The organism is Actinomadura sp. NPDC048394 (assembly GCF_040651755.1).
In the GTDB taxonomy this organism is placed as follows: domain Bacteria; phylum Actinomycetota; class Actinomycetes; order Streptosporangiales; family Streptosporangiaceae; genus Spirillospora; species Spirillospora montaniterrae.
Genome location: NZ_JBEZJL010000078.1, coordinates 16,249 through 30,132, shown reverse-complemented (window position 1 = coordinate 30,132; position 13,884 = coordinate 16,249). Strand labels below are relative to the sequence as shown.

Annotated in this window: 13 protein-coding genes and 1 riboswitch; of the genes, 7 read left to right on the top strand and 6 right to left on the bottom strand. The window is 75.0% G+C overall.

Features of this window, described 5'->3' with window-relative positions:
* Nucleotides 1-89: 89 nt before the first annotated feature.
* Both AB0C78_RS40145 and AB0C78_RS40140 read left to right on the top strand, forming a co-directional pair.
* On the top strand, nucleotides 90-1,202 hold the full coding sequence (locus AB0C78_RS40145; protein WP_360758682.1) for a DUF2637 domain-containing protein: 1,113 nt from the start codon (nucleotides 90-92) through the stop codon (nucleotides 1,200-1,202).
* A gap of 191 nt (nucleotides 1,203-1,393) precedes the next feature.
* Nucleotides 1,394-2,365: a hypothetical protein gene (locus AB0C78_RS40140; protein ID WP_360758680.1), complete on the top strand. Its 972-nt coding sequence runs from the start codon at nucleotides 1,394-1,396 to the stop codon at nucleotides 2,363-2,365.
* A gap of 108 nt (nucleotides 2,366-2,473) precedes the next feature.
* Here the strand turns inward: AB0C78_RS40140 and AB0C78_RS40135 are convergent, their stop codons facing one another.
* Nucleotides 2,474-4,186: an MFS transporter gene (locus AB0C78_RS40135; RefSeq protein WP_360758678.1), complete on the bottom strand. Its 1,713-nt coding sequence runs from the start codon at nucleotides 4,184-4,186 to the stop codon at nucleotides 2,474-2,476.
* 114 nt (nucleotides 4,187-4,300) lie between these two features.
* Here AB0C78_RS40135 and AB0C78_RS40130 point away from each other — a divergent pair, with 114 nt between their 5' ends.
* The 4 genes from AB0C78_RS40130 (at nucleotide 4,301) to cobM (ending at nucleotide 7,459) form a co-directional block, all read left to right on the top strand.
* A complete protein-coding gene (locus AB0C78_RS40130; protein ID WP_360758676.1) occupies nucleotides 4,301-5,008 on the top strand; it encodes a Sir2 family NAD-dependent protein deacetylase in 708 nt (235 codons plus the stop codon).
* 66 nt (nucleotides 5,009-5,074) lie between these two features.
* Entirely contained in the window at nucleotides 5,075-5,485 is a 411-nt protein-coding gene (locus AB0C78_RS40125; protein WP_151544670.1) for a TIGR03618 family F420-dependent PPOX class oxidoreductase, read from the top strand.
* Nucleotides 5,478-6,722: a precorrin-6y C5,15-methyltransferase (decarboxylating) subunit CbiE gene (cbiE, locus tag AB0C78_RS40120; protein ID WP_360758673.1), complete on the top strand. Its 1,245-nt coding sequence runs from the start codon at nucleotides 5,478-5,480 to the stop codon at nucleotides 6,720-6,722. The genes AB0C78_RS40125 and cbiE overlap by 8 nt, the downstream gene beginning before the upstream one ends.
* The gene (cobM, locus tag AB0C78_RS40115; RefSeq protein ID WP_360758671.1) at nucleotides 6,719-7,459 is read left to right on the top strand and encodes a precorrin-4 C(11)-methyltransferase; all 741 of its coding nucleotides are present in this window, start codon (nucleotides 6,719-6,721) and stop codon (nucleotides 7,457-7,459) included. Before cbiE ends, cobM begins: the two co-directional genes overlap by 4 nt.
* 6 nt (nucleotides 7,460-7,465) lie before the next feature.
* On the opposite strand, the gene AB0C78_RS40110 is transcribed toward cobM, so the two are convergent.
* Nucleotides 7,466-8,503: a cobalt-precorrin-5B (C(1))-methyltransferase gene (locus tag AB0C78_RS40110; RefSeq protein WP_360758669.1), complete on the bottom strand. Its 1,038-nt coding sequence runs from the start codon at nucleotides 8,501-8,503 to the stop codon at nucleotides 7,466-7,468.
* A gap of 17 nt (nucleotides 8,504-8,520) precedes the next feature.
* Between AB0C78_RS40110 and AB0C78_RS40105 the strand changes: the two genes are divergently transcribed.
* The gene (locus tag AB0C78_RS40105; protein WP_360758667.1) at nucleotides 8,521-9,294 is read left to right on the top strand and encodes a cobalt-precorrin-6A reductase; all 774 of its coding nucleotides are present in this window, start codon (nucleotides 8,521-8,523) and stop codon (nucleotides 9,292-9,294) included.
* On the opposite strand, the gene cobJ is transcribed toward AB0C78_RS40105, so the two are convergent.
* Genes cobJ through AB0C78_RS40085 form a run of 4 tightly spaced genes read right to left on the bottom strand, consistent with a single transcriptional unit; the run spans nucleotide 9,282 to nucleotide 13,648 of the window.
* Nucleotides 9,282-10,784, bottom strand: coding sequence for a precorrin-3B C(17)-methyltransferase (gene cobJ / locus AB0C78_RS40100; protein ID WP_360758665.1), 1,503 nt, complete (start codon nucleotides 10,782-10,784; stop codon nucleotides 9,282-9,284). The genes AB0C78_RS40105 and cobJ overlap by 13 nt on opposite strands.
* A complete protein-coding gene (locus AB0C78_RS40095; protein ID WP_360758663.1) occupies nucleotides 10,784-11,404 on the bottom strand; it encodes a precorrin-8X methylmutase in 621 nt (206 codons plus the stop codon). The genes cobJ and AB0C78_RS40095 overlap by 1 nt, the downstream gene beginning before the upstream one ends.
* Nucleotides 11,401-12,552, bottom strand: a complete 1,152-nt coding sequence (locus tag AB0C78_RS40090; protein WP_360758661.1) for a precorrin-3B synthase — start codon at nucleotides 12,550-12,552, stop codon at nucleotides 11,401-11,403. The genes AB0C78_RS40095 and AB0C78_RS40090 overlap by 4 nt, the downstream gene beginning before the upstream one ends.
* A gap of 37 nt (nucleotides 12,553-12,589) precedes the next feature.
* Nucleotides 12,590-13,648 (bottom strand): hypothetical protein, encoded by a 1,059-nt coding sequence (locus tag AB0C78_RS40085; RefSeq protein ID WP_360758659.1) that lies wholly within the window; start codon nucleotides 13,646-13,648, stop codon nucleotides 12,590-12,592.
* 77 nt (nucleotides 13,649-13,725) lie between these two features.
* Nucleotides 13,726-13,845, top strand: a riboswitch (cobalamin riboswitch).
* Nucleotides 13,846-13,884 lie beyond the last annotated feature (39 nt).

Genomic DNA, 13,884 nt, shown 5'->3' with positions numbered 1-13,884 from the left:
AACTGGAATCCCCCACGAAACGCGCAGCGAATGGATAGTCTCCCACCGATCACATTTGGTTAGGTAAGACAATCTGGAGCACCTGCCGCATGAGCGCTGCCAACCGGGTACAGGTCATCACACGGTGGGGGGCCATCGCCTTCATGGCGATCGCGGTCATGACCGCGACCGCGGGCGGCTTCGCCCAGTCCTACGCCGGGCTCTACCACTGGGCGCTGGAACACGGCCTGCGCGGATGGAAGGCCGACTCGTTCCCGCTGCTGGTCGACCTGTTCATCATCGTGGGCGAGCTCGGCCTCTTCCTGCTCGCCGTCGACGCCTTCGTGCTGCGCCGCCGGGACATGATGAGCTGGCTCGACTTCTTCCTGCCGCTCGCCATCGCCCTCGCGGGCTGGACGGCCAGCCTCATCTTCAACGTGGGGCACGTCGGGCACCGGTCGTTCTCCTACCAGGCGACGGCCGCGGTCCCGCCGATCGTGTCGATGCTCGGCCTGTTCGTCCTGCTGCGAACACTGCACCGGTACGTCTCGCGCCAGTCCGCGGAAGAGGAGGAGCCGAAGCCCGCCGAGCCCGCGCCGCGCGCCATCGCCGGACCGGTCACGCTGCAGCAGATCACGCTGATGCCGCTGCGCAACACCGGGCCGTTCCCGCAGATCCAGGTGCCCGGCCACTCCGGCAAGGCGATCGAGTCGGGCACCGCGAACGGCTCGGCGGCCGCCGGGGCCCGCGAGGCCGAGCCGGCCGCCGCCGCCCCGGCGCCGTCCGCCCCCTCCGCCGCGGCCCCGCCCGCCGCGGCCCGCGAACCCGAGCCGGTCCCGGCGCCCGAGCCGGAGCCGGAGCTGGCCGTGGTCAGCGCCGCCGCGCGCGGGAGCCTCAACGGCCGCAGCGCGGTCGGCGTCCCGCACGAGGAGCCCGCCCCGGGCCCCGACCCGGAGAACCTGCGCACCATCGTCATCGACATCCTCGAACGGCGGCACGGCGACATCGCCGCGACGCTCGACGAGGTGCGCGCCGAGGGCTACACCTGCGACGAGGCCGAGATCCGGCGGATCAGCGACAACCACTGGTTCCCCTACGCGGTGTACCGGCTGCTGGCCAAGCACCACGGCGACGGCGAGCTCGTCGCCCGGGAGCTCGGCGAGCAGGGCATCGTCTACGACCAGGCGGCGCTGGACGAGCTCGTCCGCTCCTGGCGCGTCTGACCCTTCCGCACCACCGGCACCGCGAGCGCACCGCTCGTCCCGGGACCGGCCGTCCGAAAAGGCGGCCGGTCCCGTCCGTTTCCGGGGTCATCGCGGCCCTCGGCCGGTTTCCCCCGTGATCCGCCCCGTTCCCGTGCGACGCTGGACGCGCATCTCATGCCCATGCCGCGTCAGCGATGCCGGGAGACATCATGAAGACGCAACTGCTCGCGGTGGCCGCCGCGGCCGCCGCCGGCGGCGCCGTCACCGGGTACCTCGTCGCCCCCTCGCCGGGCGACGCCGCCGCCCGTCCCGCCGCCGCCCCCCTCGTCACCGGAACCCTGCACGCCGCGCTGAACATGCCGGCGGGCGACCGCGCGAAGGCCGCGGCGCTCGGCTACGACCTGTTCGACGTGGACCCCGACGCCGGCGACCTCGCCGCGCTGCCGAAGGGCGGCCGCGCGCTGCTGTGGGTCGGCAACACCACCTGCGGGGACTTCCAGCAGAACAGCGCGTCGGCGTTCGCCGGCACGGTGAAGCGGTTCGCGGGCGACGACCGCGTGTACGGCTGGTACCTGTCCGACGAGCCGAACCCCGACCAGTGCCCCGGCATCGCCGGGAAGCTGCGGCAGCGCGCCGACATCGTGCACCGGTACGCGCCGGGCCAGAAGGCGTTCGCGTCGCTGACCGACTGGCCGATGGGGCCGCTCAAGCCGTCCGAGACCCACCTCGACCTGATCGGGCTGGACCCCTACCCGTGCCGCTCCGGCCACGACGGATGCGACCTGAAGGCGATCGACACGATGGTCGGCCAGGCGACCCGGGCCGGGTTCTCCACGAAGATGATCGTGCCGGTGTTCCAGACGTTCGGGCAGTCCTGCAGCGACGGGGAGAAGAACTGGCGGCTGCCGGCCGCGGGCGAGATGAAGGCGATCCTCGCCCGGTGGGACCGGCTCGTCCCGCGGCCCGCGTTCGACATCAGCTACTCGTGGGGCCGGCAGGACGCCTGGGCGTGCCCCGCGCTCGCCGACGCCGACGGCCGCGACGGCAACCCCGACCTGCAGGCGGTCATGAAGAAGCACAACCTGCGCCGGACCGGCCCGGGCGTCCCCGAGCGCGATCCGGCGCCCGCGCCGAGCCCCACCGCCACCACCGGGTCCTGCCCGGAGCCGGCGAAGCAGTAGGCCGCAGAACGGAACCCCCGGCCGCAGGGCGCGGCCGGGGGTTCCGGGGCGGGGCCGAGTGCGGCGGGCCGCGTCAGCGGTCCGCCGGGAGGGGGCGGTCTCGCCGGTTCAGGAGGCGTCCTTCCCGGCCTTCACCGGCTCCGGCGCGTCCGCCGCGCTGTCGTCGTGGACGTAGCGGCGGCCGCGCAGCAGCGAGGCCAGCGCCGCGATCAGCGACATCGCGATCGCCATGCTGAACACGATCACCAGGCCGTGGTGGAACGGGTCGGCGATCAGGTGCGGGAAGTACGACCGGCCGGTCAGCGTGGCGACGTCGTGCGGGTTCATGCCCGCCAGCGCGTGGAAGGGCTCCAGCAGGTTCTGGATCGGGTTGTAGCCGAGGAACGCCGCGAACAGCGTGCCGACCGGCGGCGTCCCGCCGACCCGCGCGGCGACGTCGGGCGCGACGCCGTGCGAGGTCAGCCCGCCGGTCAGCGTCTTCGGCAGCGAGTTCGACAGCCCGGCGATCATCAGCGAGAAGAACACCCCGATCGACAGCACCATGCCCGCGTTCATGAAGGTGGCGCGCATGCCGGACGCGGCGCCGCGCTGCCCGGCCGGCACCGAGTTCATGATCGCGGTGGTGTTGGGCGCGGCGAACAGCCCGGAGCCGACCCCGTTGAGGAAGATCAGCAGCGCGAAGACCCCGTAATTGAAGTCCGTCGGGATCAGCAGCAGGCCGAGGAACGCCAGCGCGGACAGCAGCAGCCCGCCGGAGGCGAACGCGCGGGCCCCGTAGCGGTCGGACAGGTGGCCCGAGATCGGCCCGGCGACGAGGAACCCGAGGGTCAGCGGCAGCAGGTAGATGCCGGCCCACAGCGGGGTGTCCTCGAAGTCGTAGCCGTGCAGCGGCAGCCAGATGCCCTGCAGCCAGATGATCAGCATGAACTGCATGCCGCCGCGGGAGATCGCGGCGAGCAGCCCGGCCGCGTTCCCGGCCGCGAACGCGCGGATCCTGAACAGGTCGAGGTGGAACATCGGCTCGTCGACCTTGGTCTCGATGTAGCAGAAGACCGCGAGGACCACGACACCGCCGATGACGCCCGCCAGCACCCACGGGTTCGTCCAGCCCATGTCGTGGCCGCCGTACGGCTGGATCCCGTAGGTGATCGCGGCCAGCAGCGCGGTCAGCCCGACCGCGAAGGTCGCGTTGCCGATCCAGTCGATCCTGGCGCGGACGGCCCGGGTGGCGGTCTCGATCAGGCTGCGGTACGCCCAGACGGTCCCGATCAGCCCGATCGGGGCGGAGGCGAAGAACACGAGCCGCCAGTTGACCTCGCTGAGCAGGCCGCCCGCGACCAGGCCGAGGAAGCTCCCGGCGATGCCGGCGACCTGGTTGACGCCCATCGCCATGCCGCGCCGGCCGGCCGGGAACGCGTCGGTGAGGATCGCGGCGGAGTTGGCCATGAGCATGGCGCCGCCGATGCCCTGGAACACCCGCCAGGCGATGAGCCAGACGGCGCCGGCGCTGCCGTGCAGCGGGTCCAGCCCGAGCACGATCGTCCCGACCGTGAAGACCGCGAAGCCGGCGTTGTACATCCGGACGCGCCCGAACATGTCGCCGAGCCGGCCGAGCGTCACCACCAGCACCGCGGAGACGAGCATGTAGCCCATCAGGATCCACAGCAGGTAGCTGACGTTGCCCGGTTCCAGCGGGTTCAGATGGATCCCGCGGAAGATCGCCGGCAGCGAGATGATCACGATCGAGGAGTTGACCGTCGCGAGCAGCATGCCCAGCGTCGTGTTGCTCAGCGCGATCCACGGATAGTGCTTGGTCGGCACGCTCTCCCCTCCCCAGAGATAGTTTCTTGCGCTAACTAATCATATGACGGCATATGTCCGCCAGCGCGGAAAACGGGGTGACCCTGTCACCTCCCGGCCCGTACGTTCTCCCCCATGACCGCACGAATCGCCGTGCTGACCGGCGCGGGAATCTCCACGGACTCCGGCATCCCGGACTACCGGGGCCCGTCCGGCGTGTGGACCCGGGACCCCGAACTGGCCCGCCTGTTCACGCGGAAGCACTTCGTCAACGACGCCGAGGCCAGGCGCCGGTTCTGGCGCACGCTCGACCTCCACGCGGACGCCCGCCCCAACGCGGCGCACCGCGCGCTCGCCGAACTGGAGAAGGCCGCCGCCGTCCGGATCCTCACCCAGAACGTCGACGGCCTGCACCAGAAGGCCAGCTCGACGCCCCGCAAGGTGCTGGAGCTGCACGGCGGCATGGCCACCACGTCGTGCCTGCGCTGCCGCGCGTCCGCACCGACCGCCGAGGTCCTGGCGCGCGGCGAGGACGATCCGTCCTGCCCGGGCTGCGGCGGCGTGCTGCAGCCGGGGATCGTGCTGTTCGGCCAGTACCTCGACGCGGACGTGCTGTCGCTGGCCGGGAACATCGCCCGCGCGTCGGAGGTGTTCGTGGCGATCGGCAGTTCGCTGACCGTGGACCCGGCGGCGCGGCTGTGCGCGATCGCGGCCGAGTGCGGCGCCCGGCTGATCATCGTGAACCGCGACCCGACGCCCTACGACGACCTCGCCGACGAGGTCGTCCGGGAGCCGATCGGGGAGGCCGTCCCGGCGCTGTGCGCGCGGCTGGCGGCCGCCTGACCCGCCCGGCGCGCGAACCGCCGCCGGTTTCTGGGATCCTGCTGCTCACCCGGACGAGAGGACGAGATGCAGGGGACACGACACCGGCTGAGCCTGGACGACGAGCGGGTCCGGGAGTTCTGGCGGGAGCGCCGGGTGTGCACGCTGGTCACGGTCCGGCCGGACGGCACGCCGCACGCGGTGCCGGTGGGCGCCACGCTGGACGCGGGCGCCGGGCTGGTGCGCGTGATCACCTCGGCGGGGTCGGCGAAGGCGCGGCACGTGCGGGCGGCGGGCGAGGCGGGGCTGCCGGTCGCGGTGAGCCAGGTGGACGGCCGGCACTGGGTCACGGTCGAGGGCCGGGCCGTCCTGCGGACGGACGCCGCCGCCGTCGCGGACGCCGAGCGCCGGTACGCCGAGCGGTACAAGCCGCCGCGCGCCAACCCGCAGCGGGTCGTGATCGAGATCGCGGTCGGGCGGGTGCTCGGCAATGTCTGACGGGATCACCCGCCCGGACCTCCAGGTGGACGCGCCGGTGGACGCGCCGGCGGCGCCGGACGTCTGGGTCGTCGGGATGGGCGCGGACGGCTGGGACGGCCTCACCGAGCCCGCCCGGGACGCGTTCCGCAAGGCGGACGTGATCATGGGCGGGCCGCGGCAGCTCGGGCTGCTGCCGTCGCTGGACGCCGAGCGGGCGCTGTGGCCGTCGCCGATGCTGCCGGGGCTGCCGTCGCTGTTCGAGGCGCACCGGGGCCGCCGGATCGCGGTCGCGGCGAGCGGCGACCCGATGTTCTACGGGGTGGGGACGACGCTGGTCCGGCTGCTGGGCGCGGAGCGGGTGCGGGTGGTGCCGCACGCGTCGTCGCTGTCGCTGGCGTGCGCGCGGCTCCGCTGGCCGGTGGAGGACACCGAGGTCGTCAGCGCGGTGGGGCGTCCCTTGTCGGTGCTGACCGCGGTGCTGGCGCCGGGGCGGCGGGTGCTGGTGCTGAGCGCGGGCGCGGACACGCCCGCCGAGGTCAGGGCGCTGCTGGACGAGCGCGGCTACGGCGGCAGCGAGGTGACCGTCCTGGAGCGGCTGGGCGCGGAGGACGAGCGCGTCGGCCCCGTCCCGGACGATCCGGCCGCGCTCAACGTCGTCGCGATCCGCTGCGAGGGCCCCGGGACGCCGGTCGTGCCGGGCCTGCCGGACGACTCCTACGACCACGACGGGCAGATCACCAAGCGGGAGGTCCGGGCGATCACCCTGGCGCGGCTGGGGCCGGTGCCGGGCGAGCTGCTGTGGGACGTCGGGGCCGGCGCCGGCAGCATCGGGATCGAGTGGATGCGCGCGCACCGGTCGTGCCGGGCGATCGCGATCGAGGAGCGGCCGCGGCGCGCCGAGCGGATCGAGGCGAACGCGCGGGCCCTCGGCGTGCCGGGGATCCGGGTCGTCGTCGGGGAGGCGCCCGCCGCGCTGGCGGGCCTCGGCGCGCCGGACGCGGTGTTCATCGGCGGCGGCGTCACCGCGCCGGGGATGGTGGAGGCGTGCTGGGAGGCGCTGCGGCCGGGCGGAAGGCTGGTCGTCAACGCCGTCACGATCGAGTCGGAGCGGGTGGTGACGCAGGCGCGCGAGCGGCTCGGCGGCGACCTGACCAGGATCGAGATCGGGCGCGCCGGGGCGGTCGGCGGGTTCACCGGCTGGCGGCCGATGATGCCGGTGACGCAGTGGGCGGCGACGCGGGGGGACGGCCGGTGACCGTGCACTTCATCGGCGCCGGGCCGGGCGCCGCCGACCTGATGACCGTCCGCGGCCGGGACCTGGTCGCGGCGTCGCCGGTGTGCCTGTACGCGGGGAGCCTCGTCCCGCCGGAGGTGCTGGGGTGGTGCCCGGAGGGGGCGCGCCTGGTGAACACGGCGAGCATGGTGCTGGACGACATCGTCGCCGAGCTCGTCGCCGCCCACGAGCGCGGGCAGGACGTGGCGCGGCTGCATTCGGGCGACCCGTCGGTGTTCAGCGCGATGGCGGAGCAGATGCGGCGGCTGGACGCGGCGGGCGTGCCGTACGACGTGACGCCGGGCGTGCCCGCGTTCGCGGCGGCGGCGGCCTCGCTGGGCCGGGAGCTGACCGTCCCGGAGGTGGCGCAGACCGTGGTGCTGACCCGCACGTCGGCGCGGGCGACACCGATGCCGCCGGGCGAGGACCTCGCGACGCTCGGCCGGAGCGGCGCGACGATGGTGCTGCACCTGGCCGTCCAGCGGATCGAGCCGGTGGTGGACGAGCTGGTCCCGAACTACGGCGGGGACTGCCCGGTCGCCGTGGTCGCCTACGCGTCCCGCGAGGACGAGGTGATCGTCCGCGGCACGCTCGCCGACATCACCGCCAAGGTGCGGGAGGCGGGCATCCGGCGCACCGCGGTGATCATCGTCGGCCGCGTCCTGACCGCCGCGAAGTTCACCGACAGCCACCTCTACTCCGCCGCCCGCTGCCGCTGACCGCGTTCACGGGCCGGCGCGCCCGACGATCGTGCCGGCACGGTCGATCACGATGACGTCGACGGCGACGGGGGCGCCGCGTAAGGTGGCGAGGGCGGTTTCGCGGGCGCGGGCCGCGACCAGGTCACCGAGCGGGACGCCGGCGCGCCGGCAGATCTGGAGGGCGTCGAGGGCGGTGTTGGCGCCCCGGACGCGCTCCGCGGTGTCCGCGTCGCCGACCATGGCCGCGAGGACGCCGAAGTCGACCTGCGAGCGCTTGGAATGCAGGTCGAGGTGCCCGGCGGCGAGTTTCGCGAGCTTGCCGATGCCGCCGGCGATCGTCAGCCTCGGCACCGGATGGCGGCGCAGGTACTTCAGCACGGCCCCGGCGAAGTCGCCCATGTCGAGCAGCGCGTCCTCCGGCAGCCCGTACAGGTCGGCGGCGACCTTCTCGGACGTGCTGCCGGTCGCGCCCGCGACGTGCTCGCGCCCCATCGCCCGCGCGACGTCCACGCCGCGCCGGATGCTGTCGATCCACGCCGAGCAGGAGTACGGGACGACGACGCCGGTCGTGCCGAGGATCGACAGCCCGCCGAGGATGCCGAGGCGCGGGTTCCACGTCCGGCGCGCCAGCTCCTCGCCGCCGTCGACGGAGATCTCCACGATGACGTCGGCGTCGCCGAGGACCTCCCGCATCATCCGGCGCGGCACCGGGTTGATCGCCGGTTCGCCCACGTCGAGGGGCAGGCCGGGACGGGTGACCGTGCCGACCCCCGGACCCGCGCGGAACACGACGCCGCCGCCCGGCGGGCCCGGCCGGACGGTCGAGCGGACGAGCGCGCCGTGCGTGACGTCGGGGTCGTCGCCGGCGTCCTTGACGATCCCGGCCGTCGCGAACCCGTCGCCGAGCTCCTCGACGGCCAGCGCGAACGCGGGCGTCTGCCCCTTCGGCAGCGTGATCTCGACGGGGTCGGGGAACTCGCCCGTGAGCAGCGCGGCGTGCGCGGCCTTGGTCGCGGCCGTCGCGCACGCGCCGGTCGTCCAGCCGTAACGGAGATCGCTCACGGCAATACCCTGGTGAAGTGACCCTGCCCGTGGAAGAGACCCCGCACGGGGAAGAGCGCCTGCGGGTGCTGCTGCTCGGCGGGACCGGCGAGGCGCGGCGGCTGGCCGGGGCCCTCGCCGCCGACCCCCGCTACGACGTGATCAGCTCGCTGGCGGGCCGGACGGCCGATCCCGACCTGCCGCCGGGCCGCACCCGCATCGGCGGGTTCGGCGGGCCGGACGGGCTCGCGGCGTGGCTGCGCGGCGAGCGGATCGGCGCGGTCGTCGACGCGACGCATCCGTTCGCCGCGCTGATGACCGAGTCCGCCGTCGTCGCGGCGGAGCGGACCGGGGTCCCGCTGCTGGTGCTGCGCCGCCCCGGCTGGACGGAGGGGCCCGGCGACGACTGGCGGCGCGTCCCGTCGCTGGAGGCCGCCGCCGCGGACCTGCCCGGCGAGCGCGTCTTCCTGACCACCGGCCGCAAGAACCTCGCCGCGTTCGCGGGCGACGCGGACCGCTGGTTCCTCGTCCGGTCCGTCGACCCGCCGGAGCCGCCGCTGCCGCCGCGGATGGAGACGGTCCTCGCGCGCGGGCCGTTCACCGTCGACGAGGAGCTGGCGCTGATGCGCGAGCACGCGATCGACGCGCTGGTCACCAAGGACAGCGGCAGCGCGATGACCTCCGCCAAGCTCACCGCCGCCCGCACCCTCGGCGTCCCGGTCGTCATGGTCGACCGGCCGCCCGCGCCGGTCGGCGTCCCGATCGCCGCGACGGTCGAGGAAGCGGTGGCCTGGCTCGCTCATGCCGGGTAGCGGCGCGGCGTGAACACGGTGGTGCGGCCGTCGCCGCGCTCGGCGACCGTCGTCTGCGACGAGCCGACCAGCAGCAGCGTCCGCATGTCGACGCCGTCCGCGTCGAGGTCGCCGAGCCGGACCACCCGGACGCTCTCCTCCGGCCCGCCGACGTCGCGCCCGATGACGACCGGCGTGTCCGGCGAGCGGTGCTCCAGCAGCACGTCGCGGGCCTTGGCGACCTGCTCCGTCCGGGTCTTCGACGCCGGGTTGTAGATCGCGATGACCAGGTCGGCGGCAGCGGCGGCGGCGAGGCGGGACGCGATGACGTCCCACGGCTTCAGCCGGTCCGACAGCGACAGCACGCAGTAGTCGTGCCCGAGCGGCGCGCCGATCCGGGACGCGACGGCGTTCGCGGCGGTCAGCCCCGGCAGGACCCGCACCGGGACGTCCTTCCAGCGCTCCTCGGCGGCGACCTCCAGCACGGCGGCGGCCATGGCGAACACGCCCGGGTCGCCCGACGACACCACCGCCACGCGGCGTCCCCGCTCGGCCAGCGCGAGCGCGAACTCGGCCCGCTCCGACTCGACCCGGTTGTCGGACGCGTGCCGCTCCTGCCGGGGGTTCGCGGGCACCCGCGCCAGGTAGGGGGCGTATCCGACGAGGTCGTCGGCGGTGGCGAGGGCGTCCTGCGCCTCGGGGGTGAGCCATTCGCGGCCCGCCGGGCCGAGCCCGACGATCGCGACCTCGCCGCGTCCCTCCCCCGGCGCGGCGGGTTCCGGCAGCTCGCGGCGGGTCCGCTCGTGCACGCGGCTCGGCAGGATCGCGACGGAGAAGTACGGGACGGTCTCCGGGTCGACGTCGGCGAGCGGCAGCGCCCGCTGCCCGTCGGTGGTGGCGCGCTCGACGTACCAGGCGTCGTCCAGGCGGCCCGCCTCGTCCAGGGCCGCGCGGACGCCGCCGAACGTCCGGCCGAGCTTCAGCACGGCGGCCGAGTCGGTCACGGCGAGGCGGCGGGCCAGGTCGTCGGGCGGCAGCGTGCCGGGCAGGACGGTCAGCACCTCGTCGCGCTCCACGAGGGGGCGGCCCAGCTCGGCGGACGCGGCGCTCACCGACGTCACGCCGGGCACGACCGTCGTCGGGTACCGGCCGGAGAGCCGCTTGTGCAGGTGCATGTACGAGCCGTAGAAGAACGGGTCGCCCTCGCACAGCACGACGACGTCGCGTCCGGCGTCGAGGTGCTCGGCGAGCCGTGCCGCGCACCGCTCGTAGAACTCCTCCAGCACGGCGCGGTAGTCGTCGGTCCTCTCGGTGGTGACCGGGTAGATCAGCGCTTCCTCGATCTGCCCTTCGCGCAGGTGGGGGGCCGCGATGCGGCGGGCGATGCTGCGCCCGTGCCGCGCCGCGTGGTGCACGACCACGTCCGCGGACTCCACGAGCCGGGCCGCCTTCACCGTGATCAGTTCCGGGTCGCCGGGGCCGAGCCCCACCCCGTACAGGTGTCCGGTCATCACTCTTCCTCGCTGGCGATGGCGTTGATCGCGGCGGCGGTCATCGCGCTGCCGCCGCGCCGCCCGCGCACCACCAGGTACGGCAGGCCGGACGCGGCGAGCGCGTCCTTGGACTCGGCCGCGCCGATGAACCCGACCGGGATCCCGAGCACGGCGGCGGGCCGGGGCGCGCCGTCCGCGACCATCTCCAGCAGCCGGAACAGCGCGGTCGGCGCGTTGCCGATCGCGACGACGGAGCCGCCGAGCCGGTCCCGCCACAGCTCCAGCGCGGCGGCGCTGCGGGTGGTGCCGAGTTTCTCCGCGAGCGCGGGCACGCGGGGGTCGGCGAGCGTGCAGACCACGTCGTTGCCCGCCGGGAGGCGCCGGCGGGTGACGCCCGCCGCGACCATCTGCGCGTCGCACAGGATCGGGCGCCCGGCCAGCAGCGCCTCGCGGGCCGCCGCGACGACGCCGGGCGCGTGGTCCAGGTCGCGGACCAGGTCGGTCATCCCGCACGAGTGGATCATGCGGACGGCGACCCGGGCGACGTCGTCCGGCAGCCCCGCGAGGTCCGCCTCCGCCCTGATGGTCGCGAACGACCGCCGGTAGATCTCCGCGCCGTCGCGGACGTAGTCGATCACTCGCTCCTCCGTGTCGTGGCGGCGGCCGCCGCCGTCGCCGTCAGGTCGTGCGGCCGGGCGCGGACCTCGCCGCCGAGCCGCACCTCGTAGCCGCCGGGGACGGCCACGACCGCGACGTGCCGGTCGGCGGGCCGCCCGCACTGCCGCTCGCAGCCCGACCAGTGCACCGGCAGGCCGCCGCCGGCGCGGCGGGCGCGGGCCGCGTCCGCGCGCACGTCGGTGAGCGACTTCGCGCAGCCGGGACGGCCCGCGCAGGACGTCAGCCCCGCCCAGTCGGGTCCGGTGACCAGGCCAGGGAAGTGTGACATGTCCGCGACGCCGGGAATGACGACGCCCCGCCACGGAGTGACAATGATCTCCCCGGCGGCGCCCAGCCCGGCCGGGTCGAGGCGGCCGAGCGGGACCAGCCCGGAGAACGCCGTCCGCCCGTCCCGCTGCGGGATCGCGCCGAGCGGCGTCCTGCGCGGGGTCGCGGGAACCGGCACGGGCTCCGCCCGGTCCCCCGCCAGCGGAAGGTCGCGGCCGAGTTCGGCGAGCCGCCATTCGCTCGTCCGGACGCGCAGGAACGCGCGGGCGGCGTCCAGCGCGAGCGCGGCGGCGTCCTCGGGACGGGCCCGCAGGCCGCTGTCCTTTCCGGCGAGGACCAGCGCGAACGCGTCCGGCGCCACCGCGTACAGGCCGACGTCGGCGCGCAGCGCGATGACGTCGCCGCGCCCGTCGTCGACCGCGAACAGGAACCGGCCGGGGAGGCCGGCGAGCTCCGGGTCGGCGCAGAGGCCCGCGTCCAGCGCCGCCACGACCGGCCGGGCGTCCAGCAGCCCGTCTCCGTCGCGTCCGGTCAGCACGCTGCCGAGGATGTTGCGGACGCGTTCGTGCGTCGCGGACGGCAGCAGCCCGGCCTCGCGAAGCCGCTCGCCCAGCTCGGTCTCGGCCCCGTCGGCGAGCCCCCTGATCTGCAGGTTCGCACGCGATGTCAGTTCGAGGAAGCCGTCGCCCAGCTCGCGCGAGGCGGCGGCGAGCGCGTCGAGCTGCGCCCGCGCGAGCGCGCCGCCGGGCAGCCGGACGCGCGCCAGCCCCCCATCGGCGGCGGCATGCACCCGCAGGGCCCCCGGACACCGGTCCGGCTCCGAACGCGAAGACGACGACACGGCCGGAACTCTAACCCGGACCGGGGAACGCGACCGCTCAGTAGGCCATCGCCGAGCCGCAGTGCCCGAACCCCGCGAAGGTCGTCTGGAACGCGCCGTCGACGGCCCTGCCGAACGCGTCCAGGCCGTTCAAGCAGGCATAACGCGGTTCCCCGCTCGAAACGAGGCCGATCGCGACGCCCTCGCCCGGCTTCCGCGAGATCGTCTGGGTGACCCGCATCGGCCTCCCTTCGGTGAAGGCGAACAGGACGACGGCGTCCGGCCGGCGCATGAGCCCGTATCCGGTCCGGCCGTCCGGGCTCATGGTGGCGGACGAGACCGCCCCCGGACCGCCCGGCGCGCGGAACAGGACCCGCCCCTCGCGCAGGCCGGACCCGCCTTCGCGGGTGTCGGTCGCGCGGACGGTCACGTTCCGGACGGCGGCGTCCTGCCCGGCCCCGGGGACGACGTCGCCGGTGGCGTAGCCGAGCGTCCGCCCGTCGCGGGCCCAGACGATCTCGCCGATGACCGAGGGCCCGGCCGCGCTCCAGGTGCGGCGGCTCCCCGTCGCGGTGTCCAGCACGGTCAGCGCGGCACGTGGCGGGCTCGCGGCGGCCAAACTGTGCGGCGCGCAGGGGGCGGTCGTGTAGGCGAGCCGGTCGCCTCGGCGGTTCATCGCGAGGCCGGCGACCAGCGCGGGCGTGGTGCCGCCGCGCAGCGGCGCGAGCCCGGTCACGTGGCCGTCACCGGTCAGCCGGAACCGGAAGAGGCGCGTCTCGCACGGGTCGCTCCGGGACGCCGCGACGACGAAACTCCCGCCCGGCCCGGCGAGGATCTCCTGTACCTCACCCGCGGAGTCCGGCGGCCGCACCGTGTCGACGACGCGCCCGGGCCCGTTCACGGTGGGCGGCGTGCGCACCTCGATCCACGGCCCCTGCCGTCCCGCGCTGAGCATGAAGCGCGGTGCCTGGTAGCCGAAACGCCCTGCCGTCTGCGGGGTCTCTCCGCCCACCGTCGCACCGACCGTGGCGATGGAGGCGGCGACCAGGACCGCCAGCCCGGCGGGCGCCGCCCAGCGCTGGAACCGCCACGAGACCGGCTCGCTCTCCCGTCGCATCGGAAGATCGTCCCACGGTGCTCCCCCGGGCGCGCCGGGCCGGAAGGAATCGGGTTAGGGTGTGGGCGGCGGCAAGGGAGGAAGCCGGTGCGAATCCGGCGCGGTCCCGCCACTGTCACCGGGGAGCGGACCCCACCGAAGGCCACCGCGCGAGCGGGAAGGCCGGGGCGAGCGCCGATCCGGGAGCCAGGAGACTCCGTGCCGCCGCTGTCTTGACCTGCGATTCGGGGCGAGGA